Here is a 24,504-nt window from a genome sequence, read left to right as displayed (position 1 = left end):
GTCAGTTGCGGCTGCGCGCCGCATTCCAGATCGCGATGATGATGACGGCGCCGGCGATGGCCGCGGTCAGCGTGCGCCAGAAGCCGAAGACCGGGATCGCGAGCAGCTCCGCCACTCGCGTGCCAACGAAGGACCCGGCGACGCCGACGAGCATGTTGGTGAAAAGGCCGTGATCGGACGAGGTCAGGCGCTCGGCGATCCAGCCGGCGAGCACGCCGATCAGCAGCGTCATGAAAAAGCCGTAGCCCGGCTGGGCCATGGTGGCGGCAAAGCTTTCCATCGAAGAAGTCCCCCTAGCCATGCGCAAATGCGCGTCCAGACAACAATGACGGCCCGCGGTTCCTGTCAGGCGATGAAGCGCGCCAGCAGGATGACGAGGATCGCGCCCAGCACTGCCATTCCGGCATCGTCGAGAAAGCCATAGCCGGTATTCAGCCGCCACCCGGTCAACCGCACGATGCCCTGCCCAACCAGCATGCCGAGCACGCCGACCACGGAATGACGGATCAACCCGCCACCACCAACCACGAGGCTGGCGACGAAGCCCGTGACGGTCCCGAACGCCACGGTCGGCAACACGACGCTCCAGTCGAGCGGCAGCGTCCGGCGCGGCGGCAGAACCTCGACCTCTTCGTCGCGAACGACGCGGTCGGGTTTGGGCGGTTTGCGGGTGCGTGGCGGCATGGCACCAATATGGAGCGCAGGCAGGCCGCCGCCAAGTCGAAGCGTCATTCTCGGGCGGCGCGAAGCGGCGACCCGAGAAGCTCTTGCAGGACGAGGCTCCCGGGCCATCACGAGATGCTCGGGTCGAGCCCGAGCATGACGAGATCCCGGCTCAGGCGTTCAGCACCTTGCCGTAGGCGTCGAGCACGCTTTCCTTCATCACCTCCGACAGGGTCGGATGCGGGAAGATGGTGTGCATCAGCTCTTCCTCGGTCGTCTCGAGGTTCATCGCGACGACGAAGCCCTGGATCAGCTCGGTGACCTCGGGACCGACCAGATGGGCGCCGAGCAGCTTGCCGGTCTTGGCGTCGAAGATCGTCTTGGCCAGGCCGCTGTCCTCGCCGAGCGCCACGGCCTTGCCGTTGGCGACAAAGTTGAAGCGGCCGACCTTGATCTCGTAGCCGGCGTCCTTGGCCTTGGCCTCGGTCAGGCCGACGCTGGCGATCTGCGGGTGGCAATAGGTGCAGCCCGGGATCATCAACTTGTCCATCGGATGCGGATGCAAGCCCTTGATCGCCTCGACGCAGATCACCGCCTCATGCTCGGCCTTGTGAGCCAGCATCGGCGGCCCCGCGACGTCGCCGATGGCGTAGATGCCCTTGACGTTGGTGCGGCAGAAATCGTCGATGACGATGCAGCCGCGATCGGTCTTCACGCCCAGCGCTTCCAGCCCGATATTCTCGATATTGCCGACGACGCCGACGGCCGAGATCATGCGGTCGGCGGTGATCGTCTGCTTGCCGCCCTTCTCGTCCTCGATATGGGCGGTAACGGAGTCCGCCGATATCTCGACCTTCGTGACCTTGGCGCTGGTGATGATCTTCATGCCCTGCTTCTCGAAGGCTTTTCGCGCGAAGGCGCCGATCTCGGCATCTTCCACGGGAACGACCTGCGGCAGCACCTCGACCACGGTCACGTCGACGCCCATCGTCCGGTAGAAGGAGGCGAACTCGATGCCGATGGCGCCGGAGCCCATCACGAGCAGCGATTTCGGCATCTTCGCCGGCACCATCGACTCGAAATAGGTCCAGATCAGCTTGCCGTCGGGCTCAAGGCCCGGCAGCGCGCGCGGCCGGGCGCCGGTCGCGACGATGATGTGGTCGGCGGTATAGGTGCCCTCACCCTTGGCGTTCTTCGGCACCGGGCCCTGCGGCTGCATCGCCGGCTTGCTTGTCGGCGCAACAGTGATCGTGCCGGGCTTGGTCAGCTTGGCCTCGCCCCAGATCACGTCGACCTTGTTCTTCTTCATCAGGAACTGGACGCCGTTGTTCATCCTGACAGCGATGCCGCGCGAGCGCTTCACCACGGCGTCGAGATCGGCCTTGAACGAGCCTTCCAGAACCAGCCCGTAATCCTTGGCGTGCTCGCCATAGTGCAGGATCTCGGCCGAGCGCAGCAGCGCCTTGGTCGGGATGCAGCCCCAATTCGAGCAGATCCCGGCGAGATGCTCGCGCTCGACGATCGCGGTTCTGAAGCCGAGCTGGGCGGCCCGGATGGCGGCGATATAGCCGCCGGGGCCGGAACCGATGACGATGATGTCGTAGTCAGCCATGGTGTTTCTCCCGCCGCCTCAGACCAGCATCGCCATGGGCTTCTCGATATAGCCCTTGAACGCTTGCAGTAGCTCGGCGCCGAGCGCACCGTCGACGGCGCGGTGGTCGGTCGAGAGCGTCACCGACATCACCGTCGCAACCGCGAGCTCGCCCTTTCGGACGATAGCCCGCTGCTCGCCGGCGCCGACCGCCAGGATCGTCGCATGCGGCGGATTGACGATGGCCGCGAAGTCCTTGACCCCGAACATGCCGAGATTGGACACTGCCGTCGTGCCGCCCTGGTACTCCTCGGGCTTGAGCTTGCGGGCCTTGGCGCGAGCAGCCATGTCCTTCATCTCGTTGGAGATCTGCGACAGCGTCTTGTGGCAGGCATCGCGGATGATCGGCGTGATCAGGCCGCCCGGAATCGAGACCGCGACGCCCACATCGGCGTGCTTGTGCTTGAGCATGGTGTTGTCGGTCCAGGACACGTTCGCATCCGGAACGGCCTTGAGCGCCAACGCCAGCGCCTTGATCACCATGTCGTTGACCGAGAGCTTGTAGGCCGGCTTGCCGTCCTTCTCGGGCGCGGCGGCGTTCAGCTCCGCGCGCAGCTTCAGCAGCGCGTCGAGTTCGCAATCGACCGTGACGTAGAAATGCGGGACAGTCTGCTTGGCCTCTGTCAGGCGGCGCGCGATGGTCTTGCGCATGCCGTCATGCGGGATCTCCTCATAGGAGCCCGGCGCGAACAGCTTCTTGACCGCCTCGTCGGAGGGGCCGGCCGCGAGCGGCGCGGCGGCAGGCTTGGCAGCCGGAGCACCGGCGGGAGCCGCAGCGGGAGCGGCCTTGGCGCCGCCGCCCTTCTTGGCAGCCTCGACGTCCTTCTCGACGATGCGGCCATGCGGGCCGGAGCCGGCGATGGCGGCAAGATCCAGCCCGGCATCCTTGGCGATGCGCCGCGCCAAGGGCGAGGCGAAGGGCCGGCTGCCATTAAGCTTGGCCGGGGCTGTGACGGGAGCGGAAGCAGCCGGGGCGGCCGGAGCTGCCGCGGGAGCCGGAGCCTCTGCCTTTGGCGCTTCAGCCTTCGGAGCCTCGGCCTTGGCAGGCGCAGCGCCGCCAGCCGCGGGGGCGGAGATGCTCTTGGCATCCTCGCCTTCGCCTGCGATCACGCCGATCACTTCGTTGACGGCGACATCCGCCGTGCCTTCCGGCACCACGATCTTGGCGAGGATACCCTCATCGACCGCCTCGACCTCCATGGTCGCCTTGTCGGTCTCGATCTCGGCGATGATATCGCCGGACTTGATGGTATCGCCCTCCTTCTTCAGCCACTTGGCGAGATTGCCCTTTTCCATCGTCGGAGAGAGGGCGGGCATCAGGATGTTTGTCGGCATCGGTCAGCCCCCTCTCAGCGATAGCAGACGGCCTTGGCCGCCGCGATGACGTCGCCGACATTCGGCAAGGCGAGCTTCTCGAGATTCGCCGCGTAAGGCATCGGCACGTCCTTGCCGGTGACGCGGGCCATGGGGGCGTCGAGATAGTCGAACGCCGCCTCCATGATCTTCATGCCGATCTCGGCGGTGACGCCGGACTGCGGGAAGCCCTCCTCCACCGCGACGCAGCGATTGGTCTTCTGCACGGAGGCGACGACGGTCTCGATGTCCATCGGGCGGATGGTCCTGAGGTCGATGACCTCGGCCTCGATGCCTTCCTTCGCCAGCGCCTCGGCCGCGCCGAGCGCATAGGTCATGCCGATGCCGAAGGAGACGATGGTCACGTCCGTGCCGGGGCGGACGACCTTGGCCTTGCCGATTGGGATCAGGAAGTCGTCGCCCTTCGGCACATCGAAGGACTTGCCGTACATGATCTCGTTTTCGAGGAAGATCACCGGGTTCGGATCGCGGATCGCGCTCTTCAGCAGGCCCTTCGCGTCGGAGGCGCTGTAGGGCACGACAACCTTGAGGCCGGGCACGTTCGAATACCAGGCGGCGTAGTCATGGCTGTGCTGGGCGCCGACGCGGGCGGCCGCGCCGTTCGGCCCGCGGAAGACGATCGGGCAGCCCATCTGGCCGCCGGACATGTAGAGCGTCTTGGCGGCGGAATTGATGATGTGGTCGATCGCCTGCATGGCGAAGTTGAAGGTCATGAACTCGACGATCGGCCTGAGGCCGGAGAGCGCCGCGCCGACGCCGATGCCGGCAAAGCCGTGCTCGGTGATCGGGGTATCGATGACGCGCTTGGCGCCGAACTCCTGCAGCAGGCCCTGCGTGACCTTGTAGGCGCCCTGATACTCCGCGACCTCTTCGCCCATGACGAAGACATCGCCGTCGCGGCGCATCTCCTCGGCCATGGCGTCGCGCAGCGCCTCGCGGACCGTCTGGCTGACGATCTCGGCGCCCGCCGGGAATTCGGAAGAGGCGTCATAGGCCTTGGCCTGGGCCGGCACGCTCTGCGGCGCACTGGCAGCCGGCGCCTCTTCGGCCTTCGCCGCGACAGGCGCTGCCTCGGCCTTGGGCTGGGGCGTGGCCGTCGTGGCACTGTCGCTCGCTGCGGCGCTGACGTCCTCGCCGTCAGCCGCGATCACGCCGATCCGCGTGTTGACCGCGACATTCTCGGTGCCGTCGCCGACGAGGATCTTGGCGAGAATGCCCTCGTCGACCGCCTCGACCTCCATGGTCGCCTTGTCGGTCTCGATCTCGGCGATGATGTCGCCGGCCTTGACCTGATCGCCCTCTTTTTTCAGCCACTTGGCCAGTTTTCCTTCCTCCATGGTGGGAGAAAGGGCAGGCATGAGAATGTCGATCGGCATGAACGCACCCGGAATCTAAGACGCGGGGAAAGACGGTGAGCGGGCCAGAGGCGCCGGGCTTTCAGCCCTGCGCCGGCTCCAGCAGGATGTCGGTGTAGAGCTCGGACGGATCGGGCTCGGGGTCATGCGTGGCGAACTCGGCCGCGTCGTTGACGACCTCGCGCACCTTGGCGTCGATCGCCTTGAGCTCGTCCTCGCCGATCTTGAAGTCGCGGATCAGGCGGGCGCGGACCTGCTCGATCGGATCGTGCTCCTCGCGCATGCGCTGAACTTCGTCCTTGGAACGGTACTTCGCCGGGTCCGACATCGAGTGTCCGCGATAGCGGTAGGTCTGCATCTCCAGGATGTAGGGCCCCTTGCCGGAGCGGGCGTGCTCGACCGCACGCAGGCCGGCGTCGCGGACGGCGCGAACATCCATGCCGTCGACCTGTTCACCGGGGATGTTGAACGAAACACCGCGGCGGGAGAAGTCGGTCTGCGCCGAAGCCCTGCTGACCGCGGTGCCCATGGCGTAACGGTTGTTCTCGATGACGAACACGACCGGCAGCTTCCAGAGCTCGGCCATGTTGAAGCTCTCGTAGACCTGGCCCTGATTGGCGGCGCCGTCGCCGAAATAGGTCATCGAGACCGTGTTGTCGCCGCGATACCAGTCGGCGAAGGCCAGGCCCGTGCCGAGCGATACCTGCGCGCCGACGATGCCGTGGCCGCCATAGAAGTTCTTCTCGCGGCTGAACATGTGCATCGAGCCGCCCTTGCCGCGCGAATAGCCGCCGCGCCGGCCGGTCAGCTCAGCCATCACGCCGCGCGATTCCATGCCGCAGGCCAGCATGTGGCCGTGGTCGCGATAGCCGGTGATGACCTGATCGCCGTCCTTGGAGGCCATCTGCATGCCGATGACCACGGCTTCCTGGCCGATATAGAGGTGGCAGAAGCCGCCGATCAGGCCCATGCCGTACATCTGGCCGGCCTTCTCCTCGAAGCGCCGGATCAGCAGCATTTCGTGATAAGCGTGGAGATCTTCTTCCTTGGTGAAGCTCGGCGTGTTGCTGAGCGCGGCGGAGGTCTTTCCAGCCCCCTCCTTGGCGCCCCGCGCCTTCGCGGCGGCTTTCGGTTGAGCGGGAGCTTTCGACTTACGCGCAGCAACAGCCATCAGGCGGTCCTCCAAGGTCTTTCGACTTTTGTTTTAGAGGATCGCAAAAATCTTGGCGAGCACGCTATCTCGCAATGCAGCATTAGCTAAGCTGTTGAAAAATCGAGATAGACTTCCCGTAACCTGATTTCAGTTAATCGATACGTCCGGGACTAAATGCCGTACCGTCAGAGCCCTCAGCGGCCCATGATGACAACGTCATTCTTATGCGTACGACCGAGAATGGCGCGCGCGTTCTCTTCCAGCAGATCGCGATCGACAGCTTCGTCGCGCACCAGCGAGAGACGATGTTCCCAGGATTTGCGCTCGGCGACAAGTCCGGCGAGTTCCGCTTCCATATCGCGCAGCGACTCACGGACGGCGCCGCGTGCCTCGAGGCCGCGCGCGCCATGCTGCGCATGGAACATGAAATAGGCCACGGCTGCTCCCGAGACGAGATAGAGCGCCAATGTCACGAAGATCGAGCGGAGGCCGCGGCGGATAACCATGGCGCCACGCTAGGAAAACTTGGTTTCCGGCGAGTTAACGGAAGGCGCGGCCTGGGATTTTTGCTGTTGTGGTGAGCGGGGTGGGGATCGAACCCACGACCACATGATTAAAAGTCACGTGCTCTACCACTGAGCTACCCGCCCTCACCGAGGCGCTGACATACGGAGCGATGCCGCCCGGGTCAACTCGTTCGATGAAGTCGTCACCATCTCAAGCGCCGCGAGCCCTGCAACCGGCGAAACCCGGCGTTTTCTTGCGGCATCGCAGCATCGGAACTTCTGGACGCCCTTCCCCTCCCATGCATTCTGGGGGCGCCCATAACAACGAACGGCGATTCAACGCCGGGGGATTCCAACTGATATCGGGAGAGAGAGAATGGACGAACGGGAAATCCGCGGCCTCGTCGCGGATGTGAAGGTTGGCGCGCTGTCGCGACGATCCTTCATCCAGAGGATGGCGGCAGTGGGCATCACAGCTCCGATCGCGAGCCAGATCCTGGCATGGAACGATGTGGCAATGGCAAACGCCGCGCTGCAATACAAGCCGACCAAGGCCGGCGGCGGCGGGGCGCTGAAGATCCTGCTCTGGCAGGCGCCGACCCTGCTCAACCCGCATTTCGCCTCGGGCACCAAGGACCAGATCGCCTCGCGCATCTTCTTCGAGCCGCTCGCCGGCTGGGACAAGGAAGGCAACCTCTTCCCGCAGCTTGCCGCGGAGATTCCGAGCAAGGCCAATGGCGGCCTCTCCGCCGACGGGAAGGAGGTCATCTGGAAGTTGAAGCAGGGCGTGAAGTGGCATGACGGCAAGCCGTTCACCGCCGACGACGTCGTCTTCACCTGGGAATATGCCGCCGATCCGGCGACCGCCGCCTACACCACCGGCTCCTACACCAACATCAAGGTCGAGAAGATCAACGATCACACCGTCAAGGTGATCTTCAAGGACCCGACGCCGTTCTGGGCCGATCCCTTCGTCGGCGTCGCCGGCATGATCATCCCGAAGCACCATTTCGGCGACTACAAAGGTGCCAAGTCGCGCGAGGCGCCCGGCAACCTGAAGCCCGTCGGCACCGGCCCCTACAAATTCGTCGACTTCAAGCCCGGCGACATCCTCACCGGCACCCGCAATGAGGACTACCACGTCAAGAACCAGCCGCATTTCGATACGCTCGAAGCCAAGGGCGGTGGTGACGCGGTTTCGGCGGCGCGTGCCGTGCTCCAGACCGGCGAATACGACTACGCCTGGAACATGCAGGTCGAGGACGAGATCCTCAAGCGCATGGAGACCGGCGGTCGCGGCAAGGTGGTGGCGGTTCCCGGCGGCGACATCGAGTTCATCATCCTGAACACGACCGATCCGTGGACCGAGGTCGACGGCGAGCGCTCCAGCGTCAAGACCAAGCATCCGACGCTGTCGGATCCGAAAGTGCGCGAGGCGATCAACCTGCTGATCGACCGCGATTCGATCCAGAAGTTCATCTATGGCCGCGGTGGCACCGCGACGGCGAGCTTCGTCAACGAGCCCAAACAGTTCAAGTCGCCCAAGCTCAAATACGAATTCAACATCGACAAGGCCAACAAGATCCTCGACGACGCCGGCTGGAAGAAGGGCGCCGACGGCATTCGCGAAAAGGACGGCAAGAAGCTCAAATACGTCTTCCAGACCTCGATCAACGCCCCGCGCCAGAAGACCCAGGCCATCATCAAGCAGGCCTGCCAGCGCGTCGGCATCGACCTCGAGCTCAAGTCGGTCACGGCGTCGGTCTATTTCTCTTCCGACGTGGCCAACCCGGATACCTACACCAAGCTGTATTGCGACATGGAGATGTACACCACGACGCAGCCGCAGCCCGATCCGGAGCGCTTCCTCAATCAGCTCGTCTCCTGGGAGATCGCCAACAAGGAGAACAAGTGGCTGGGCCGCAACGTCTCGCGCTACTCGGACCCTGAGGCCGACAAGGCCTACAAGGCCGCCCAGAAGGAGTTCGACCCGATCAAGCGCGCCGCGCTGCTGATCAAGGTCAACGAGATTTTCTGCGAGGCCAATATCCTGCTGCCGATCCTCTCACGCACGGTCGTCGGTGCCTCGGCCAACAACCTGGAGGCCGATATCTCCGGCTGGGAGGTCACGACCTGGAATCTGGCAGCCTGGTATCGGACCTGAGCGCACCATCATTCAAACAGGGACCGGCCCCTTGAGGGGCCGGTCCGCTAATCCAACAAACCCCGCTCCAGAGCCACGTCGATGCAGCCGTGGATATGGCCGTGCAACAGCCGCTGCGCCTCGCCTGCATCGCGGTGCAGCGCGCAATCGAGCAGCGCGCGGTGCTCGCCGATCGAGGTCGGTCCCCAGAAGATGAAAAACACCATCTGGTAGCGCAGATAGCGCTCATAAATCCCGGCATGAAGATCGAGCAGCACCTTTGAGCCGCAGGCCGAGACCAGCGCCTGATGAAACTCGAAATCGTAGCGCTTCCACTGCTGCGTGCCGGAATCGTCGCCGGCCAGCAGGCGCTCCTCCATGCGGGCGAGCTTGTGATGGGCCGCGACGACGCGCCCTTCCCATTCCATGTCGCCGGCTGCGAAAGATTGCGCGAGCGCGTGGCTCTCGATCAACAGCCTGAGGTCGGCGAGCTCCCGGAGTTCGCTGGCCGTGCAGGGCGCGACCTGGAAGCCGCGCTGCCCTTCCGCCACGACAAATCCCTCCGGCGCAAGGCGATTCAGGATTTCGCGAAGCGTGCTGATGCCGACGCCATAAACCGGACGCAGCTTGTCCAGCGTCAGCCGCTGGCCGGGCTGCAGGCGCCCGAAGACGATATCCTGCCGGATTCGCTCATAAGCCTGCTCGCCCGTGGACAGAGCGGCGATCTCCTCGCCGCCGCTATCCGCTGCCGCTTCCGCCATGACATCCCCTTTCCTGATCATCACGCAGATTAAGCCCTTCGGCCGAGCGCGCCAACCGTTAAAGCTGCTCATTCATGGAATAGCAGACGATCTACGAATTATCGGTTGATTTGAATCGGGCACCGAGTAGGATGGTCGCCACAAGAAGCCGATGGAGCCGTGGACTCCGCAGCGAAGGATCTCGGGAGGTCATCATGTCGGCAGGCGGGAAGCCGGCAGCCGGGCGCGGCTGCATCTACATCCTGAACGGCCCCAATCTGAATCTGCTCGGGCAGCGCGAGCCGGCTATCTATGGCAGCACGACGCTGGCCGAGATCGGCGAGCGCTGCACGGCCAAGGCGAAGACGCTCGGTTTCACCGTCGACTTCCGCCAGACGAATTTCGAGGGCGAGCTGGTCGAAAGCGTGCAGCAGGCGCGGCAGGAGGCCTGCGGCATCATCATCAACCCGGCCGGCTACAGCTTTACCTCGGTAGCCTTGCTCGATGCGCTGAAGATGTTCGAGCGCCCGAAGATCGAGCTGCACATCTCGAACGTCCATGCGCGCGAGAGCATCTACCACAATTCGCTGGTATCGCGGACGGCGACCGGGATCATCATCGGGCTCGGCGCTGCCGGCTATGAGCTTGCCATCCAGGCGATGGCCGGGCTGGTGGAGGCCTGAATATGGCTTTGATCGCCGCAAGCCGGATCGACGATGCGGAGCGGCGGCCTTCAGCGGCGCAGCGTGCGCAGCATGGTATCGATCGCAGCGGCCCTGCGGCGCGTCAGAGCCTCCGGCGCGCCCATGTCGTGGCCGAAAATCTGGCGGATGCTCGCGCGGTTCGAGACGTTGTAGAAGGCGAGCGCACTGATCGTCAGGTGGATGTCGATCGCTTCGATCCCCGGCCTGAACACGCCCCCCGCGACGCCGCGTTCATAGGCCTCGCGGATCATGTCGATCACCGAGAGGTTGAGGGCGGAGATCCTGTCGGACGACGCAAGGTGTCGGGCATGATGGATGTTCTCGATCATCACCATCCGAACGAAATCCGGGTTCTCGGCGTGATAGTCGAAGGTGAATCCCGTCAGCAGCGCGATCGCCTCTTCCGGCTCCAGGCTCGCAAGGTCGAGCCCACGCTCGAAGCTGCGGATGCGCTCATACATCTCTTCAAGGACAGCGCGGTAGAGCCCCTCCTTGTCGCCGAAATAGTAGTAGATCATCCGTTTGCTGGTGGCGGTTCGGGCTGCGATCTCGTCGACGCGGGCGCCGCTCAGGCCGTTCTCGACGAATTCCAGCCGCGCCGCCTCCAGGATACTGCGGCGCACGCCCTCCGGGTCCTGGGTCCAGGACGCCGATTTCCGGCTCGTTCCCCGCGGTTTGATCGCTGCCTTGCTCATGTTCTACCCGGCGCCCTGCTGCCCCGCCGACCTTCGGCGGCACCCAAATGGACAGCTCGGTTAATTTCGCTTGACCAAATGAACTAAGTGGTACAATTAACATACCATCGGCCTCATGCAAGCTGCGTGAGCGACTGAAAAGGCCCTCGCAAGAAGGGCCGCGAAGACAGACGGGACCCGGACCGACCCCTTTTTCTCGAGAAGGTCGGCCGCTTTGGGAAGCGCCATGAATTACAAGCTCGATTTCACTCCCGTGATCGAGGGCATGCCCGACCTCCTGATGGGCTGCCTCGGCACGTTTCTGCTGGCGCTCAGCGGGATGGCGCTGGCCATCGTGATCGGGATCGGCGGCGTGGTGCTGCGGGATTCCCGCTTCGCCCCCGTGCGCTTTCTGGTGCGGGCTTTCGTCGAGATCATCCGCAACACGCCCTTCCTGGTGCAGATCTTCTTCATCTACTTCGCGCTGCCGCTGACGGGCCTGCGCCTCGACCCGACGCCGACGGCGATCATCGCGCTCGGCATCAATGGCGGCGCCTATGCCATCGAGATCATCCGCGGCGGCGTCCAGTCGATCAGCAAGGGCCAGATCGAGGCCGGTCTGGCGCTTGGCCTGCACAAGGCGCAGGTCTTCCGGCTGATCGTGCTCAAGCCGGCGATGCGCGCGATCTTCCCGTCGCTGACCAGCCAGTTCGTGCTGCTGACGCTGACCACCTCGGTCGCCTCGGCGATCTCCGCCTATGAGCTGACCTCGGTCGCGCAGCGGATCGAGTCCGACAGTTTCCGCTCTTTCGAGGTCTACGGCACGATCACGCTGTTCTACCTCGTGATCTCCTGGGTGATGATGCGCTTCTTTTCGGCGATCTCGACCCGCTACTTCAGCTATCCGGTGAAGTGAGGGCGCGATGGGCTGGAACGAATTCCTCTTCCTCCTCACCGGCCTGAAATGGACCGTGGCGCTGTCGGCGATCGGCTTCGTCTTCGGTTCGGTCTCCGGGCTCGGGATCGCGCTGATGCGCACGTCCGGACGTTCGCTGCTGGAACGGATCACCGCCGGCTATATCGCCCTGTTCCAGGGTACGCCGCTCCTGATGCAGCTCTTCGTCGTCTATTACGGGCTGGCGCTGGTCGGGCTGAAGCTCGATGCCTGGGTCGCGGTCGCGATCGGCTTCACGCTGCATGCCAGCGCCTATCTCGGCGAGATCTGGCGCGGCTCGATCGAGGCGGTCCCGAAAGGGCAGACCGAGGCCGCCAAGGCGCTGAGCCTACACTATGTCTCGCGGATGCGGGACGTGATCCTGCCGCAGGCGATCCGCATCTCGCTGCCCGCGACGGTCGGCTTCCTGGTCCAGTTGATCAAGGGCACCTCGCTTGCCGCCATCGTCGGCTTCACCGAGCTGACGCGGGCCGGCAACATCGTCTCCAACCAGATCTTCCAGCCGCTCCTCGTCTTCGGGATCGTCGGCGTCCTCTACTTCCTGCTGTGCTGGCCGCTCTCGCTCTACGGCTCGCATCTGGAAAAGCGCATGGCCATCGCCGCGCGCTGAGCATCCCGGTTCAACGCCTAGACCAACCACCAACTATAAAGGGAGAGAAACATGACGAAGATGAAATCCACCCGCCGCAGCCTGCTGATCGCCGGCGCAGCCGCGCTGGCCCTGCCCGCCCTGGTCGGCAGCCCGGCGCAGGCGATCACCCCGGCCGAGATCAAGGCCAAGGGCAAGATCGTGGTCGGCATCCAGGGCGATAACCCGCCATGGGGTTTCGTGACCAGCGCCGGCAAGCAGGATGGCCTCGACGCCGACATCGCCACGCTCTTCGCCAAGGAGCTCGGCGTGCAGGTCGAGTTCGTGCCGCTCGAGGTCAACAACCGCATCCCGGCGCTGACCACCGGCCGCGTCGACGTGCTCTTCGCCACGATGGCGATGCTGCCGGAGCGCGCCAAGGCCGTGCAGTTCTCGAAGCCCTATGTCGCCAACACCATCGTGCTGATCGGTCCCAAGAAGGACAAGATCACCACCAACGAGGATATGGCGCGCTATACGATCGGCGTCGCCAAGGGTGCGGCGCAGGACACGCAGGTGACCAAGAACGCGCCGGCCGGCACGACGATCCGTCGCTATGACGGCGACGCGCCCTCGATCCAGGCGCTGGTCTCCGGCCAGGTCCAGGCGCTCGGCGGCAACATCTTCTACATGCAGCGCGTCGAGCAGGGTCGCCCCGGCGAGTTCGAGAACAAGCTGGAGTTCCAGAACCTCTACAACGGCGCCTGCACCCGCCTCGGCGAGAAGGAGATCAACGCGGCGCTCAACACCTTCATCGACAAGATCAAGGCGAATGGTGAGCTGCAGAAGGTCTACGACAAGTGGATGAAGGTGCCGGTGCACAAGTTCCCGGACAGCCTCGAAGGCATCACCTTCACCGCGAGCTGAGCGCTCCGGAGCATCTCAGCGCTGCTCTGAAGCGCGGAGATGCTCCAACTCCTTGTTTGATCGCATTTCCTCGCGCGAACCGGCGTTCACTTCGCGCAAAAATGCTTGGGGACCGGAGCCCGGACCATGAACCAGCCAGTCCTCAAGAGCGCCGCTGCGGCGGATGCCATGATCGCCATGACGCATGTCGAGAAATGGTATGGCGACTTTCTGGCCCTGACCGACATCAACCTCGAAGTCCGCAAGGGCGAGCGCATCGTCCTGTGCGGGCCTTCAGGCTCCGGCAAGTCGACGCTGATCCGCTGCATCAACCATCTGGAAGCGTACCAGAAGGGTGAGATCCGGGTCAGCGGCACCAAGGTCGACGACAACGCGAAGACCATCGATGCGGTGCGCCGCGAGGTCGGCATGGTCTTCCAGCACTTCAACCTGTTCCCGCATATGAGCGTGCTGCAGAACTGCATGCTGGCGCCGATGCGCTCGCTCGGCGCGAGCAAGGCGGAAGCCGAGGCCACCGCCCGCAAGCTGCTCGGCCGGGTCAAGATTCTCGAACAGGCCGAGAAATATCCCGCCCAGCTCTCTGGCGGCCAGCAGCAGCGCGTCGCGATCGCGCGCGCGCTCTGCATGAAGCCCAAGGTCATGCTGTTCGACGAGCCGACTTCGGCCCTCGACCCGGAGATGGTCAAGGAGGTGCTCGACACCATGATCGCGCTCGCCGACGAAGGCATGACCATGATCTGCGTCACACATGAGATGGGCTTCGCCCGGCAGGTGGCGAACCGCGTTATCTTCATGGCAAACGGTGCCATCGTCGAGGAGGCGCCGCCCGAGGAGTTCTTCCATAACCCGCGCCAGGAGCGGACCCGGAAGTTTCTCGGCGAAATCCTCCACAAGCACTGAACCCAAACGCCTGCAACGGAACGCAACCATGTCCCGCCTCGTCTACGTCCTGAACGGCCCGAACCTGAACCTGCTAGGCAAACGCCAGCCGCATATCTACGGTCACGAGACCCTGGCCGATGTCGAACGCGATTGCCGGATGCTGGCCGAGGAGCTGAAGCTGGAACTGCGCTTCCATCAGTCCAACCGCGAATACGAGCTGATCGACTGGATCCATGAGGCGCGCGAGGACGGCGCCGGCATCGTCATCAACCCCGCCGCCTTCACCCATACCTCGGTCGCGCTGCTCGATGCGCTCAACACCTTCGAGGGGCCGGTGATCGAGTGCCATATCTCGCAGGTGCATAAGCGCGAGGCCTTCCGCCACCATTCTTATGTCTCGCTGCGCTCAGACGGCGTCATCGCCGGCTTCGGCACGCAGGGCTATCAGCTCGGGCTGCGGCGCATCGCCAAGCTGATCGACGACAAGGCCGCTTGAGGATCGATCCGATGGCTCCGGTCAAAATCGCGGTGATGGGTGCGGGCCTGATCGGCAAGCGCCACGCCGCCCATGTCAGGGCCCAAGAGGGCGCGCTCCTGTCGGCGATCATCGACCCGGCGCCAGCCGGCAAGGCCTTCGCCGCGGAGATGGGCGTCACGTGGTACCCGGCATTCGACGCCGTCCCCGCCAGCGCGAGGCCTGACGGCGTCATCGTCGCCACGCCGAACCAGCTCCATGTCGCCAACGGGCTGGAGCTGGCGGCGGCCGGCATCCCGATGCTGGTCGAGAAGCCGATTGCGGATAGCGTCGACGGCGCGCGCAAACTGGTTCAGGCGGCGGAGGCTGCGGGTGTGCCCCTGCTCGTCGGCCACCACCGGCGCCATAATCCGATGATCCGAAAGGCGCGCGAGACCATCGACGCCGGCCGGCTCGGCCGCGTCCTGACACTGACCGGGCAGTTCTGGCTGGTGAAGCCGGACGCATATTTCGACGTCGACTGGCGCCGGCAGGAAGGCGCCGGGCCGATCCTGATCAACCTGATCCACGATATCGACCTGTTCCGCTATCTCTGCGGCGAGATCGTCGGGGTGCAGGCGCAAAGCTCGAATGCGGTGCGCGGCAACCTGGCCGAGGAGACGGCCGTCGCCATCCTGCGCTTCGCCAATGGCGCGCTTGGCACGGTCAGCGCCTCCGACACCGTGGTCTCGCCCTGGAGCTGGGAGCTGACGACCGGCGAGAACCCGGCCTATCCGCAGCAGGATCAGTCCTGCTACCAGATCGGCGGCACGCATGGATCGCTGACGATCCCGGCACTCGAACTGTGGGGCCATACCGACAAGCGCGGCTGGTGGGAGCCGCTGAAGCGCGAGCGCATCCCATTCGTTCCGGAGGATCCGCTCCAGGCCCAGATCCGGCATTTCTGCGCGGTGATCCGCGGTGAGGAAGAGCCGCTCGTCTCCGGCCGCGAGGGATTGGCGACGCTCGCGGTCATCGAGGCGGTGAAACAGGCGGCGCGCTCCGGCGGCCCTGTCGAGGTGGCGACCGAACCTGCGTCAGCGAGGGCTTCGGCATGATCAAGGGCACGACACGGCTGATCGGCCATCTCGGCTTTCCGACCGAGAGCTTCAAGGCGCCGATGATCTACAACCCCTATTTCGAACGGGATGGGATCGACGCCGTCGTCGTGCCGATGGGCTGCCGCAGCGAGGATTACCCTGACTTTCTCAAGCTGTTCTTCCGGCTATCCAACGCGCATGGCGCGCTGGTGACCATGCCGCACAAGGTGACCACAACCGGCCTCGTCGACACGCTCTCCCCGACCGCCGCGATCGCCGGCGCCTGCAATGCGGTGCGCCTTGAGCCGGACGGCCGGCTTGCCGGCGACATGTTCGACGGCGAAGGCTTCGTGCGCGGTGTCCTGCGCAAGGGGCGCAAGCTCGCTGGCGCCCGCGCGCTGGTCGTCGGCGCCGGAGGCGTCGGCTCGGCGATCGCCGCATCGCTGGCGAAGGCCGGTGTCGGTGAACTCGGCCTGTTCGATACCCATGGGGCGATGGCCGAGGAGCTGGGCCGGCGGCTGGTTGCGCACTACCCTGCCCTGCGCGTCACGACCGGTTCGAACGATCCAGAGGGCTTCGACATCATCGTCAATGCGACGCCGCTCGGCATGAAGCCGGGCGATCCCTTGCCGCTCGATGTCGCCCGCCTGCCCTCCTCCGCCCTGGTCGGAGAGGTCGTGATGGCGCAGGAAATCACGCCGTTTCTGGCGGCGGCACGCGCACGCGGCTGTGCGGTGCAGGTCGGCACCGATATGCTGTTCGAGCAGATCCCCGCCTATCTGGAGTTCTTCGGCCTGCCCACGACCACGGCCGAGGATCTGCGCGCCGTGGCGCGGCTGGGCTGAGAGGAGGCAATCCCGTGATTCCATCGATCGCCACCGTCTGCGTCTCCGGCACGCTCCAGGAAAAGCTCGAAGCCATCGCTGCCGCCGGTTTCACGGCGGTCGAGATCTTCGAGAACGACCTGATCGCCTTCCCCGGCTCCCCGGCGGAAGTCCGGCGCATCTGCGGCGATCTCGGCCTGGAGATCGTGACCTGCCAGCCCTTCCGCGATTTCGAGGGCATGCCGGAGGCTCGCCGCCAGCGCGTCTTCGACCGGGCGGAGCGCAAGTTCGATCTGCTGCAGGAGCTGGGGACAGATCTGCTTTTCGTCTGCTCCAGCGTCTCGCCTGAAGCACTTTCCGGCATCGACCGGCTCGCGGCCGATTTCATCGAGCTCGGCGAGCGGGCCGGCCGACGGGGCCTGCGCGTCGGCTATGAAGCCTTGGCCTGGGGGCGGCATGTCTTCGACTATCGCGACGCCTGGGAGATCGTGCGCCGCGCGAACCGGCCGGAAGTCGGGATCGTGCTGGATTCCTTCCACATCCTGGCGCGGGGGCTCGACCTTTCGGCGATCGGCACCATCCCGCGCGACAAGATCGCGATGGTGCAGATGGCGGACGCGCCGCTGCTGCAGATGGACCCGCTGTCATGGAGCCGGCACTGGCGCTGTCTGCCCGGACAGGGCGATCTCAACCTTTCCGGCTTCATGCGCGCTCTGGTCTCGACCGGCTATGACGGGGTGCTGTCACTGGAGATCTTCAACGACCGCTTCCGGGCAGGCTCCGCCCGTTCCGTCGCGCTCGACGGCCATCGCTCGCTGATCTGGCTGCTCGACGAGACCGCGCGCCAGATCGGCAAGCCGGTGCCTGGCGCAGTGCCGATGCCGCCGCCGGCCCCGGTCGAGGCGGTGGAGTTCATCGAATTCGCCGTGTCGGAGGCCGAACGGCCGGGCTTCGAGAAGCTGCTGCGCGCGCTCGGGTTTGCGCGTTCCGGCGCGCATCGCTCCAAGGATGTCGATCTCTGGAGTCAGGGCGATATCCGTATCGTGCTGAACAGCGAGGCCGACGGCTTCGCCCATAGCTACCAGATCACCCACGGCACCTCGGTCTGCGCTCTGGCGCTGCGCGTGCCGGATGCGCAGGCCGCGATCGCCCGTGCCACGGCCCTGCTCGACGTGCCGCATGCCGGCGCGGTCGGGCCGGGCGAGCTCGATATCCCGGCCGTGCGCGGGCTCGGCGGCAGCCTGGTCTATTTCCTCGACCACGCCTCGGCGCTCGGCCGCTGGGCCGAGGTCGATTTCGAGGCGACGGAGGAAACCGGACGCGATGCCGGTTTGACCGGCGTCGACCATGTCTCGCAGAGCATGCAGTACGAGGAGATGCTGACCTGGCTGCTGTTCTACTCCTCGCTGTTCGAAACGAAGAAGGCGCCGAGCCAGGCCGTGCTCGATCCCGGCGGCGTCGTCCAGAGCCAGGTCATCGAGAGCGGACTCGATGGCGAGAGGGGCCATGGGCTCCGGCTCATCCTCAACGGCTCGCAGAGCCACCGCACGCTCTCGGCCCGCTTCATCACCGATTTCTTCGGCTCCGGGGTGCAACACATCGCCTTGGCGACCGACGACATCGCCGCGACGGTGGAGCGGCTGGTTGCGAACGGCGTGGCCATGCTGCCCATCCCCGAGAACTACTATGACGACCTCGAGGCCCGCTCCGACCTGTCGGAACAGGAAATCGATGCGATGAAGGCGCTGAACATCCTCTACGACGGCGATGCCTCGGGCATCTTCCGGCAGGCCTATACGCAGACTCTGGATGGCGGGCTGTTCTTCGAGATCGTCCAGCGCGACGGCTATGCCGGCTATGGCGCTGCCAATGCCGGCATCCGCCTGACGGCGCAATCCAGGCTCGCCCGCCCGATCAGCGTTCCCGCCCCGAGCCATGGCTGAGGATCTGACGATGACCTCTCCTTGCATCATCACCGTCGCGATCACGGGGTCGCTGCCGACGAAGAATGATAACCCCGCGGTCCCGATCACGGTCGCGGAACAGGTCGAGTCGACACAGGAAGCCTTCGAGGCGGGCGCGACGCTGGTTCATGCCCATGTCCGCAATGATGACGGCACGCCAAGCTCCGATCCCGAACGCTTCGGGCGGCTGCTCGAAGGGCTGCGCCGACATTGCACCGGCATGATCGTGCAGTTTTCGACGGGGGGCCGCTCCGGCGCAGGCCGCGAGCGCGGTGGCATGCTGCCGCTCCGGCCCGACATGGCCTCGCTGTCGACGGGCTCCTGCAACTTCCCAACGCGGGTCTATGAAAACAGTCCGGAGCTGGTCGACTGGCTGGCCGCCGAGATGAAGAGCCACGGTATCAAGCCGGAGATCGAGGCCTTCGACCTGTCGATGATCTTCAAGGCCGCCGAGATGGAGAAGGCGGGCGCGATCGCCGGGCCGCTGCATGTTCAATTCGTGATGGGCGTCAAAAACGCCATGCCGGTCGATCGAGCCGTCTTCGAATTCTACATCGCGACCCTGAAGCGGCTCGCCCCGGCCGCGACCTGGACCGGCGCGGGGATCGGGCGCGACCAGATCACGCTCAATCGCTGGTCGCTGGAGCTCGGCGGCCATTGCCGGACGGGGCTGGAGGACAATGTCCGCCTCGATCGCGACACGCTTGCGCCGTCCAATGCGGCGCTGGTCGGGCGCATCGTCGCGCTGTGCCCCGAATATGCGCGCCATCCCGCCTCGGTGGCGGAGGCGCGCGCGCTCCTGTCCCTTCCCGCTGTCGCCTGACGGAGGCACGATGTCATGAGCCGTCTCATCCTTCCCTATGCGGCACCGGACCAGGGCCAGCCGGCCTCGCTGTTCCCGGATTACCGCTCGACCGTGGCCCGCAGCCCGCGGCAGGCGCCGATCATGGTCCCGCAGACGCTGACCGAGGTGACCGGCCCGAGCGACTGGTCCCGGCTGATGGGGCCGGCGATGTCCGACCTCACCGCCCAGCACAAGGGCGAGCCGCAGGGTCAGCGCGTCGTCGTGACCGGCCGCGTGCTCGACGAGGACGGCCGGCCCGTTCCGAACACTGTCGTCGAGATCTGGCAGGCCAATGCCGCTGGCCGCTATATCCACGCCAAGGACGACTGGCCGGCGCCGCTCGATCCGAACTTCACCGGCGTCGGCCGCGTCGTCACCGACGGTGAGGGCCGCTACCGCTATGTCACGATCCGGCCCGGCGCCTATCCCTGGGGCAACCATAAGAACGCCTGGCGCCCGGCCCATATCCATCTCTCACTGCTGGGGCCGGCCTTCGCGACCCGGCTGGTCACGCAGATGTATTTCCCCGACGATCCGCTGATCGAGATCGATCCGATCGCCAACGCCGTGCCGATGCCCTATCGCCAGCGCATGGTCTCGCGCTTCGACATCGGCACCACCGTGCCGAATTGGGCGCTGGGCTATGTCTTCGACATCGTGCTCAAGGGCCGCGATCAGACACCGTTCGAGGACGATCATGACGACGACCACTGACTCGACGAGTGGGGACCTGGAAACCCGCAACGCCGCCCCGCGGCACGACAATCAGGACGCGGCGCTCTTCGGCCAGACGCCCTGGCAGACGGTCGGCCCCTATTTCCACTACGGCCTGCCGTGGAAGGGCGGCGCCGACCTCGTCGAGCGCTCCGATATGGGCGCGCGGCCGGACCTGATGCCGCCGGAGCGTTTCCTGCTGTCGGGCTCGAATGTCTCGGGGACGCCCGAAGGCGAGGTCATCGCGCTGGCCGGCTGCGTCTACGATGCCGACGGCAAGCCGATCGAGGACGCGATGATCGAGATCTGGCAGGCCAACGCGGCGGGCCGCTATGCCAGCCCGGACGATCTTCGTGAGGAGGTACCGCTCGACCGGCATTTCGTCGGTTTCGGCCGGGCGTCGACCGACAAGAACGGCGTCTTCCGCTTCCGCACTATCCGCCCCGGCCGCGTGCCCGGCCCCGGCAACAGCCTGCAGGCGCCGCATATCGCGCTTTCGGTCTTCGGCCGCGGGCTGCTGAAGCGGCTGCCGACCCGGCTCTATTTCGCCGACGGCGAGGGCAACGACTCCGACCCGATCCTCAACCTCGTGCCCGAAGCGCGTCGCCGCACCCTGATCGCCGAGCGCAAGTCGGACGGAACATGGTGGCTCGACATCAACCTCGCCGGCGAAAACGAGACGGTGTTCTTCGATCTGTAGGTGAAAGGCGGCTGCTCAGGCCGCCTTTTTCCTTTCGGCGATGCGCGCGAGATCGGTCAGCAGCCGGCGCGTGGCCTTCAGGCGCTGCTCGACCGTCTCGAAATCGTCGATGAAGACGACGCGCATGTCGGGGCGCACCTTCGCCAGCGTGCCCTGCTTGGCGACGAAGCCGACCAGCCCTTCCGGGTTGGCGAACTCGTTGTTGCGGAAGGCGACGATGATGCCCTTCGGCCCGGCCTCGACCTTCTCGACATTGGCGCGCTTGCACAGCGCCTTGATCGCGACGATCTCGAGGAGCTGGTTGACCTCCTCCGGCAGCGGGCCGAAGCGATCGACCAGCTCGGCGCCGAAGGATTGCAGTTCGGCATCGTCGTCCATGGTCGAGAGGCGCTTGTAGAGCGTCAGCCTGAGCGTGAGGTCAGCGACATAGTGCTCGGGGATCATCACCGGCGCGCCAACCTGGATGGCCGGCGACCACTGCGTCTCGGCCTCGAACTCGATGCCGGCCTTGAGCGCCGCGACAGCCTCCTCCAGCATCTGCTGGTAGAGTTCGTAGCCGACTTCCTTGATATGGCCGGACTGCTCATCGCCAAGCAGGTTGCCGGCGCCGCGGATGTCGAGATCGTGGCTGGCGAGCTGGAAGCCGGCGCCGAGCGTATCCAGCGATTGCAGCACCTTGAGGCGCTTTTCGGCCTGCTCGGTCAGCTTGCGGTTGGCCGGCACGGTGAAGAGCGCATAGGCGCGCGTCTTCGAGCGGCCGACACGCCCCCGGAGTTGGTAGAGCTGGGCGAGGCCGAACATGTCGGCGCGGTGGACGATCAGCGTGTTCGCCGTCGGGATGTCCAGACCCGACTCGACGATCGTGGTCGAGAGCAGGATGTCGTACTGGCCGTCATAGAAGGCGGTCATTACGTCTTCCAGCGTGCCTGCCGCCATCTGGCCATGGGCGATGCCGACCTTGCACTCGGGCACCTGCTTGTCGAGGAAGTCCTTGACCTCGGCAATGTCCTCGATACGCGGCACGACATAGAAGGAGCGCCCACCGCGATATCTTTCACGCAGCAGCGCCTCGCGCACGATCAGCGGATCGAAGGGCGTGACGAAGGTGCGCACGGCGAGGCGATCGACCGGCGGCGTCGCGATGATCGAGAGCTCGCGCACGCCGGTCATGGCGAGCTGGAGCGTGCGCGGGATCGGCGTCGCCGACAGCGTCAGCATATGCACCTCGGCCCGCAGCTCCTTCAGCTTCTCCTTATGAGCGACGCCGAAATGCTGCTCCTCGTCGACGATGACGAGGCCGAGATCCTTGAAGTCGACGCCCTTGCCGAGCAGCGCGTGGGTGCCGACGACGATGTCCATCGTGCCGTCCTTGGCGCCCTGCTTGACCGCCTTGAGATCGGCCGAGCCGACGAAGCGCGAGGCTTGTCCGACATTGACAGGTAAGCCGGCAAATCGATCCGCGAAATTGCGGTAGTGCTGGCGGGCGAGCAGCGTCGTCGGCACGACGACCGCGACCTGCTTACCGTTCAGCGCCGTAGCGAAGGCTGCGCGCAGCGCGACCTCGGTCTTGCCGAAGCCGACATCGCCGCAGACGAGCCGGTCCATCGGCCTGCCGGCCGCGAGGTCGTCCAGCACCGCGTCGATGGTGTTCTGCTGGTCCTCCGTCTCCTCGTATGGGAAGCGGGCGATGAACTCGTCGTAGACCCCATCCGGCGGAACGAGGCGCGGCGCATCCTTGAGCGCGCGCGCTGCCGCGATCTGGATGAGCTTTCCAGCCATCTCGCGGATGCGCTGCTTGAGCTTGGCCTTGCGCGCCTGCCAGCCGCCGCCTCCGAGCCGGTCGAGCTGGACTTCGGTGTCCTCCGAGCCATAGCGGGAAAGCAGTTCTATGTTCTCTACAGGCAAGAACAGCTTGGAATCGCCGGCATAGTGGATTTCGAGGCAGTCATGCGGCGCGCCGACGGCCGTGATCGATTTCAAACCGATAAAGCGGCCGATGCCGTGATCGACATGGACGACGAGATCACCCGGTGCGAGCGAGGAGAGCTCCGCAATGAAATCCTGCGGCCGGCGCGTCTTGCGTCGCGGACGGACGAGGCGGTCGCCGAGGATATCCTGCTCGCCGACGACGGCGAGGCGCCCGGCCTCGAAGCCAGTCTCGAAGCCCCAGACAGCGAGCGCGACGGTGCCGGGCTTGAGATCGAAGGCCGCGCGCAGCGAGCCCGTCATCTGGACGCTCTTCAGACCGTGGTCTTCGAGAACATGGGCGAGGCGCTCGCGCGAGCCTTCCGACCAGCCGGCGAGGATGACGCGCTTGCCGTCGGCTTCGAGCGCGCGGACATGGGCGACGGCCGCCTCGAAAACGCTGCCGGAATCGCCGGCGCGCTCGGCCGCAAAGCTGCGCCCCTGCTTGCCGCCGAGATCGAGGATGAGCTTGCCTTCGCTGTCGGGCAGTTGGAAGGGGGTGAGCGTGGCGACGCCCGAGGCATCGACGATGCCTCGCCAATCCGCCGGCGAGAGATAGAGCGCGTCCGGCGGCAGCGGCTTGTAGGGAATGCCTCCTGCTCCGCCCTGGTCGAGCGCTGCCTTGCGGGCGTCGTAATAGTCCTTGATCAGGCTGATGCGCTCGCCGACCGCGTCCTCGGCCTGATGGTCGAGCACCAAGGGCACGTCCGGCAGATAGGTGAAGAGCGTGTCGAGCTTCTCGGTGAGCAGAGGCAGCCAGTGCTCCAGGCCGGCCGGGCGGCGGCCTTCGCTGACGGCCTCATAGAGCGTGTCGTCGCGGCCGGGCGTGCCGAAGGTCGAGATGTAGGATTGGCGGAAGCGGCGGATGCTCTCGCTCGTCATCTGCGCTTCGGACATCGGCACGAGATCGAGTCCACGGAGCTGCCCGGTGGTGCGCTGCGTCTCCGGATCGAAGGTGCGGATCGACTCCAGCGTGTCCCCGAAGAAGTCGAGCCGGATCGGCGCCGGCATGCCCGGCGGGAACAGGTCGACGATGCCGCCGCGCACGGCGAATTCGCCGGTTTCGCGCACGGTCGAGGTGCGCAAATAGCCGTTGATGTCGAGCCAGCGCGCCAGCTCCTCGATATCGACCATGTTGCCGGGGGCCGCCGAGAAACTCTCCGACGCCACCTTGCCGAAGGCGGGCACGCGCTGGAGCGCGGCATTGACGGTGGTCAGCAGCAGGCGCGGCCGCTCGCCCGACTTCGTCTTGGCGAGGCGCGAGAGCGTCGTCATCCGGTGCGCGACGATGGCGGGCGCCGGCGAGACGCGGTCATAGGGCTGGCAGTCCCAGGCCGGGAAACTCATCACCTCAAGATCTGGGGCGACGAATTGCAGCGCGTTTTCAAGCACCTGCAGGCGCTGGCCGTCGCGGGCGATGAAGACGAGCAGCGCCGGCCCTTCCGCCTTCTTGGCGCAGGCGCGGGTCAGGTCGGCGAGGACGACGGCGTCGAAACCATCAGGCACGCCGGCGAGTGTCGGCTTGTCGCCGCGGTTCAGCGCATCAAGGATGCGGTCGAGCTGCGGCTTGGCGATCTGGCTGGGAGGAGGAATGCTCATCGGAAAGGCGTCATTCTGCGAAAGGGCGTCAATCTCGGGCTTGCC

General features: G+C 65.5%; 23 protein-coding genes and 1 tRNA gene. 13 read left to right on the top strand and 11 right to left on the bottom strand.

The genetic code is table 11. From position 1 onward, the window contains the following. Position 1: 1 nt before the first annotated feature. The 8 genes from AB4Z16_RS21195 to AB4Z16_RS21160 all read right to left on the bottom strand — a co-directional run bounded on the left by AB4Z16_RS21195 (position 2) and on the right by AB4Z16_RS21160 (position 6,846). Positions 2-280, bottom strand: a complete 279-nt coding sequence (locus AB4Z16_RS21195; protein WP_441513326.1) for a GlsB/YeaQ/YmgE family stress response membrane protein — start codon at positions 278-280, stop codon at positions 2-4. 65 nt (positions 281-345) lie between these two features. Beyond that, on the bottom strand, positions 346-732 hold the full coding sequence (locus AB4Z16_RS21190; RefSeq protein WP_441513325.1) for a GlsB/YeaQ/YmgE family stress response membrane protein: 387 nt from the start codon (positions 730-732) through the stop codon (positions 346-348). Positions 733-835: 103 nt separating this feature from the next. Next, positions 836-2,275, bottom strand: coding sequence for a dihydrolipoyl dehydrogenase (gene lpdA, locus AB4Z16_RS21185; RefSeq protein WP_441513324.1), 1,440 nt, complete (start codon positions 2,273-2,275; stop codon positions 836-838). Between the two features lie 18 nt (positions 2,276-2,293). Further along, positions 2,294-3,649, bottom strand: a complete 1,356-nt coding sequence (locus AB4Z16_RS21180) for a pyruvate dehydrogenase complex dihydrolipoamide acetyltransferase (protein ID WP_441513323.1) — start codon at positions 3,647-3,649, stop codon at positions 2,294-2,296. Between the two features lie 14 nt (positions 3,650-3,663). Then, positions 3,664-5,064 carry a pyruvate dehydrogenase complex E1 component subunit beta gene (locus tag AB4Z16_RS21175; RefSeq protein WP_441513322.1) on the bottom strand — a complete coding sequence of 467 codons (1,401 nt, stop codon included), beginning with the start codon at positions 5,062-5,064 and terminating at the stop codon, positions 3,664-3,666. 61 nt (positions 5,065-5,125) lie between these two features. After that, complete coding sequence (gene pdhA, locus AB4Z16_RS21170) at positions 5,126-6,214, bottom strand: pyruvate dehydrogenase (acetyl-transferring) E1 component subunit alpha (RefSeq protein ID WP_441513321.1); 1,089 nt, start codon at positions 6,212-6,214, stop codon at positions 5,126-5,128. Positions 6,215-6,390: 176 nt separating this feature from the next. Continuing rightward, entirely contained in the window at positions 6,391-6,702 is a 312-nt protein-coding gene (locus AB4Z16_RS21165) for an FtsB family cell division protein (RefSeq protein WP_441471074.1), read from the bottom strand. A gap of 69 nt (positions 6,703-6,771) precedes the next feature. Beyond that, a tRNA-Lys gene (locus AB4Z16_RS21160) sits at positions 6,772-6,846 on the bottom strand. 232 nt (positions 6,847-7,078) lie between these two features. On the opposite strand from AB4Z16_RS21160, the gene AB4Z16_RS21155 reads away from it, so the two are divergent. Next, complete coding sequence (locus tag AB4Z16_RS21155; protein ID WP_441513320.1) at positions 7,079-8,866, top strand: peptide ABC transporter substrate-binding protein; 1,788 nt, start codon at positions 7,079-7,081, stop codon at positions 8,864-8,866. A gap of 47 nt (positions 8,867-8,913) precedes the next feature. Here the strand turns inward: AB4Z16_RS21155 and AB4Z16_RS21150 are convergent, their stop codons facing one another. Then, complete coding sequence (locus AB4Z16_RS21150) at positions 8,914-9,606, bottom strand: GntR family transcriptional regulator (protein WP_441513319.1); 693 nt, start codon at positions 9,604-9,606, stop codon at positions 8,914-8,916. Between the two features lie 194 nt (positions 9,607-9,800). On the opposite strand from AB4Z16_RS21150, the gene aroQ (AB4Z16_RS21145) reads away from it, so the two are divergent. Then, positions 9,801-10,268, top strand: coding sequence for a type II 3-dehydroquinate dehydratase (gene aroQ / locus AB4Z16_RS21145; RefSeq protein ID WP_441513318.1), 468 nt, complete (start codon positions 9,801-9,803; stop codon positions 10,266-10,268). A gap of 50 nt (positions 10,269-10,318) precedes the next feature. Here aroQ (AB4Z16_RS21145) and AB4Z16_RS21140 read toward each other — a convergent pair whose 3' ends face one another. Continuing rightward, complete coding sequence (locus AB4Z16_RS21140) at positions 10,319-10,984, bottom strand: TetR/AcrR family transcriptional regulator (protein ID WP_441513317.1); 666 nt, start codon at positions 10,982-10,984, stop codon at positions 10,319-10,321. 226 nt (positions 10,985-11,210) lie between these two features. On the opposite strand from AB4Z16_RS21140, the gene AB4Z16_RS21135 reads away from it, so the two are divergent. The 11 genes from AB4Z16_RS21135 (at position 11,211) to pcaG (ending at position 20,895) form a co-directional block, all read left to right on the top strand. Next, positions 11,211-11,879, top strand: a complete 669-nt coding sequence (locus AB4Z16_RS21135) for an amino acid ABC transporter permease (protein ID WP_441513316.1) — start codon at positions 11,211-11,213, stop codon at positions 11,877-11,879. 7 nt (positions 11,880-11,886) lie between these two features. Then, positions 11,887-12,528 carry an amino acid ABC transporter permease gene (locus AB4Z16_RS21130; RefSeq protein ID WP_441513315.1) on the top strand — a complete coding sequence of 214 codons (642 nt, stop codon included), beginning with the start codon at positions 11,887-11,889 and terminating at the stop codon, positions 12,526-12,528. Positions 12,529-12,579: 51 nt separating this feature from the next. Next, positions 12,580-13,413 (top strand): transporter substrate-binding domain-containing protein, encoded by an 834-nt coding sequence (locus tag AB4Z16_RS21125; RefSeq protein ID WP_441513314.1) that lies wholly within the window; start codon positions 12,580-12,582, stop codon positions 13,411-13,413. 168 nt (positions 13,414-13,581) lie between these two features. Next, entirely contained in the window at positions 13,582-14,313 is a 732-nt protein-coding gene (locus tag AB4Z16_RS21120; RefSeq protein ID WP_441513515.1) for an amino acid ABC transporter ATP-binding protein, read from the top strand. A gap of 28 nt (positions 14,314-14,341) precedes the next feature. After that, a complete protein-coding gene (gene aroQ / locus AB4Z16_RS21115; protein ID WP_441513313.1) occupies positions 14,342-14,791 on the top strand; it encodes a type II 3-dehydroquinate dehydratase in 450 nt (149 codons plus the stop codon). An 11-nt stretch (positions 14,792-14,802) separates the two neighbouring features. Then, positions 14,803-15,867 carry a Gfo/Idh/MocA family protein gene (locus AB4Z16_RS21110; protein ID WP_441513312.1) on the top strand — a complete coding sequence of 355 codons (1,065 nt, stop codon included), beginning with the start codon at positions 14,803-14,805 and terminating at the stop codon, positions 15,865-15,867. Further along, positions 15,864-16,694 (top strand): shikimate dehydrogenase family protein, encoded by an 831-nt coding sequence (locus AB4Z16_RS21105; protein WP_441513311.1) that lies wholly within the window; start codon positions 15,864-15,866, stop codon positions 16,692-16,694. The genes AB4Z16_RS21110 and AB4Z16_RS21105 overlap by 4 nt, the downstream gene beginning before the upstream one ends. Positions 16,695-16,708: 14 nt before the next feature. Then, entirely contained in the window at positions 16,709-18,616 is a 1,908-nt protein-coding gene (locus tag AB4Z16_RS21100; protein ID WP_441513310.1) for a bifunctional sugar phosphate isomerase/epimerase/4-hydroxyphenylpyruvate dioxygenase family protein, read from the top strand. A gap of 10 nt (positions 18,617-18,626) precedes the next feature. After that, positions 18,627-19,460 carry a 3-oxoadipate:acetyl-CoA acetyltransferase gene (locus tag AB4Z16_RS21095; RefSeq protein ID WP_441513309.1) on the top strand — a complete coding sequence of 278 codons (834 nt, stop codon included), beginning with the start codon at positions 18,627-18,629 and terminating at the stop codon, positions 19,458-19,460. Positions 19,461-19,475: 15 nt separating this feature from the next. After that, a complete protein-coding gene (gene pcaH, locus AB4Z16_RS21090) occupies positions 19,476-20,195 on the top strand; it encodes a protocatechuate 3,4-dioxygenase subunit beta (protein ID WP_441513308.1) in 720 nt (239 codons plus the stop codon). Continuing rightward, positions 20,179-20,895 (top strand): protocatechuate 3,4-dioxygenase subunit alpha, encoded by a 717-nt coding sequence (gene pcaG / locus AB4Z16_RS21085; protein ID WP_441513307.1) that lies wholly within the window; start codon positions 20,179-20,181, stop codon positions 20,893-20,895. The genes pcaH and pcaG overlap by 17 nt, the downstream gene beginning before the upstream one ends. A gap of 15 nt (positions 20,896-20,910) precedes the next feature. On the opposite strand, the gene mfd is transcribed toward pcaG, so the two are convergent. Next, positions 20,911-24,459 carry a transcription-repair coupling factor gene (mfd, locus tag AB4Z16_RS21080; protein ID WP_441513306.1) on the bottom strand — a complete coding sequence of 1,183 codons (3,549 nt, stop codon included), beginning with the start codon at positions 24,457-24,459 and terminating at the stop codon, positions 20,911-20,913. Positions 24,460-24,504 lie beyond the last annotated feature (45 nt).

This window comes from Allobosea sp. TAF32 (assembly GCF_052113585.1).
GTDB lineage: Bacteria > Pseudomonadota > Alphaproteobacteria > Rhizobiales > Beijerinckiaceae > Allobosea.
This window is presented reverse-complemented; position numbering and strand designations above follow the sequence as displayed.

Coding starts and splice junctions, on each gene's coding strand:
- AB4Z16_RS21195 (WP_441513326.1), bottom strand. CDS start 280: ATGGAAAGCTTTGCCGCCACCATGGCCCAGCCGGGCTACGGCTTTTTC.
- AB4Z16_RS21190 (WP_441513325.1), bottom strand. CDS start 732: ATGACGCTTCGACTTGGCGGCGGCCTGCCTGCGCTCCATATTGGTGCC.
- lpdA (WP_441513324.1), bottom strand. CDS start 2,275: ATGGCTGACTACGACATCATCGTCATCGGTTCCGGCCCCGGCGGCTAT.
- AB4Z16_RS21180 (WP_441513323.1), bottom strand. CDS start 3,649: ATGCCGACAAACATCCTGATGCCCGCCCTCTCTCCGACGATGGAAAAG.
- AB4Z16_RS21175 (WP_441513322.1), bottom strand. CDS start 5,064: ATGCCGATCGACATTCTCATGCCTGCCCTTTCTCCCACCATGGAGGAA.
- pdhA (WP_441513321.1), bottom strand. CDS start 6,214: ATGGCTGTTGCTGCGCGTAAGTCGAAAGCTCCCGCTCAACCGAAAGCC.
- AB4Z16_RS21165 (WP_441471074.1), bottom strand. CDS start 6,702: ATGGTTATCCGCCGCGGCCTCCGCTCGATCTTCGTGACATTGGCGCTC.
- AB4Z16_RS21155 (WP_441513320.1), top strand. CDS start 7,079: ATGGACGAACGGGAAATCCGCGGCCTCGTCGCGGATGTGAAGGTTGGC.
- AB4Z16_RS21150 (WP_441513319.1), bottom strand. CDS start 9,606: ATGGCGGAAGCGGCAGCGGATAGCGGCGGCGAGGAGATCGCCGCTCTG.
- aroQ (WP_441513318.1), top strand. CDS start 9,801: ATGTCGGCAGGCGGGAAGCCGGCAGCCGGGCGCGGCTGCATCTACATC.
- AB4Z16_RS21140 (WP_441513317.1), bottom strand. CDS start 10,984: ATGAGCAAGGCAGCGATCAAACCGCGGGGAACGAGCCGGAAATCGGCG.
- AB4Z16_RS21135 (WP_441513316.1), top strand. CDS start 11,211: ATGAATTACAAGCTCGATTTCACTCCCGTGATCGAGGGCATGCCCGAC.
- AB4Z16_RS21130 (WP_441513315.1), top strand. CDS start 11,887: ATGGGCTGGAACGAATTCCTCTTCCTCCTCACCGGCCTGAAATGGACC.
- AB4Z16_RS21125 (WP_441513314.1), top strand. CDS start 12,580: ATGACGAAGATGAAATCCACCCGCCGCAGCCTGCTGATCGCCGGCGCA.
- AB4Z16_RS21120 (WP_441513515.1), top strand. CDS start 13,582: ATGATCGCCATGACGCATGTCGAGAAATGGTATGGCGACTTTCTGGCC.
- aroQ (WP_441513313.1), top strand. CDS start 14,342: ATGTCCCGCCTCGTCTACGTCCTGAACGGCCCGAACCTGAACCTGCTA.
- AB4Z16_RS21110 (WP_441513312.1), top strand. CDS start 14,803: ATGGCTCCGGTCAAAATCGCGGTGATGGGTGCGGGCCTGATCGGCAAG.
- AB4Z16_RS21105 (WP_441513311.1), top strand. CDS start 15,864: ATGATCAAGGGCACGACACGGCTGATCGGCCATCTCGGCTTTCCGACC.
- AB4Z16_RS21095 (WP_441513309.1), top strand. CDS start 18,627: ATGACCTCTCCTTGCATCATCACCGTCGCGATCACGGGGTCGCTGCCG.
- pcaH (WP_441513308.1), top strand. CDS start 19,476: ATGAGCCGTCTCATCCTTCCCTATGCGGCACCGGACCAGGGCCAGCCG.
- pcaG (WP_441513307.1), top strand. CDS start 20,179: ATGACGACGACCACTGACTCGACGAGTGGGGACCTGGAAACCCGCAAC.
- mfd (WP_441513306.1), bottom strand. CDS start 24,459: ATGAGCATTCCTCCTCCCAGCCAGATCGCCAAGCCGCAGCTCGACCGC.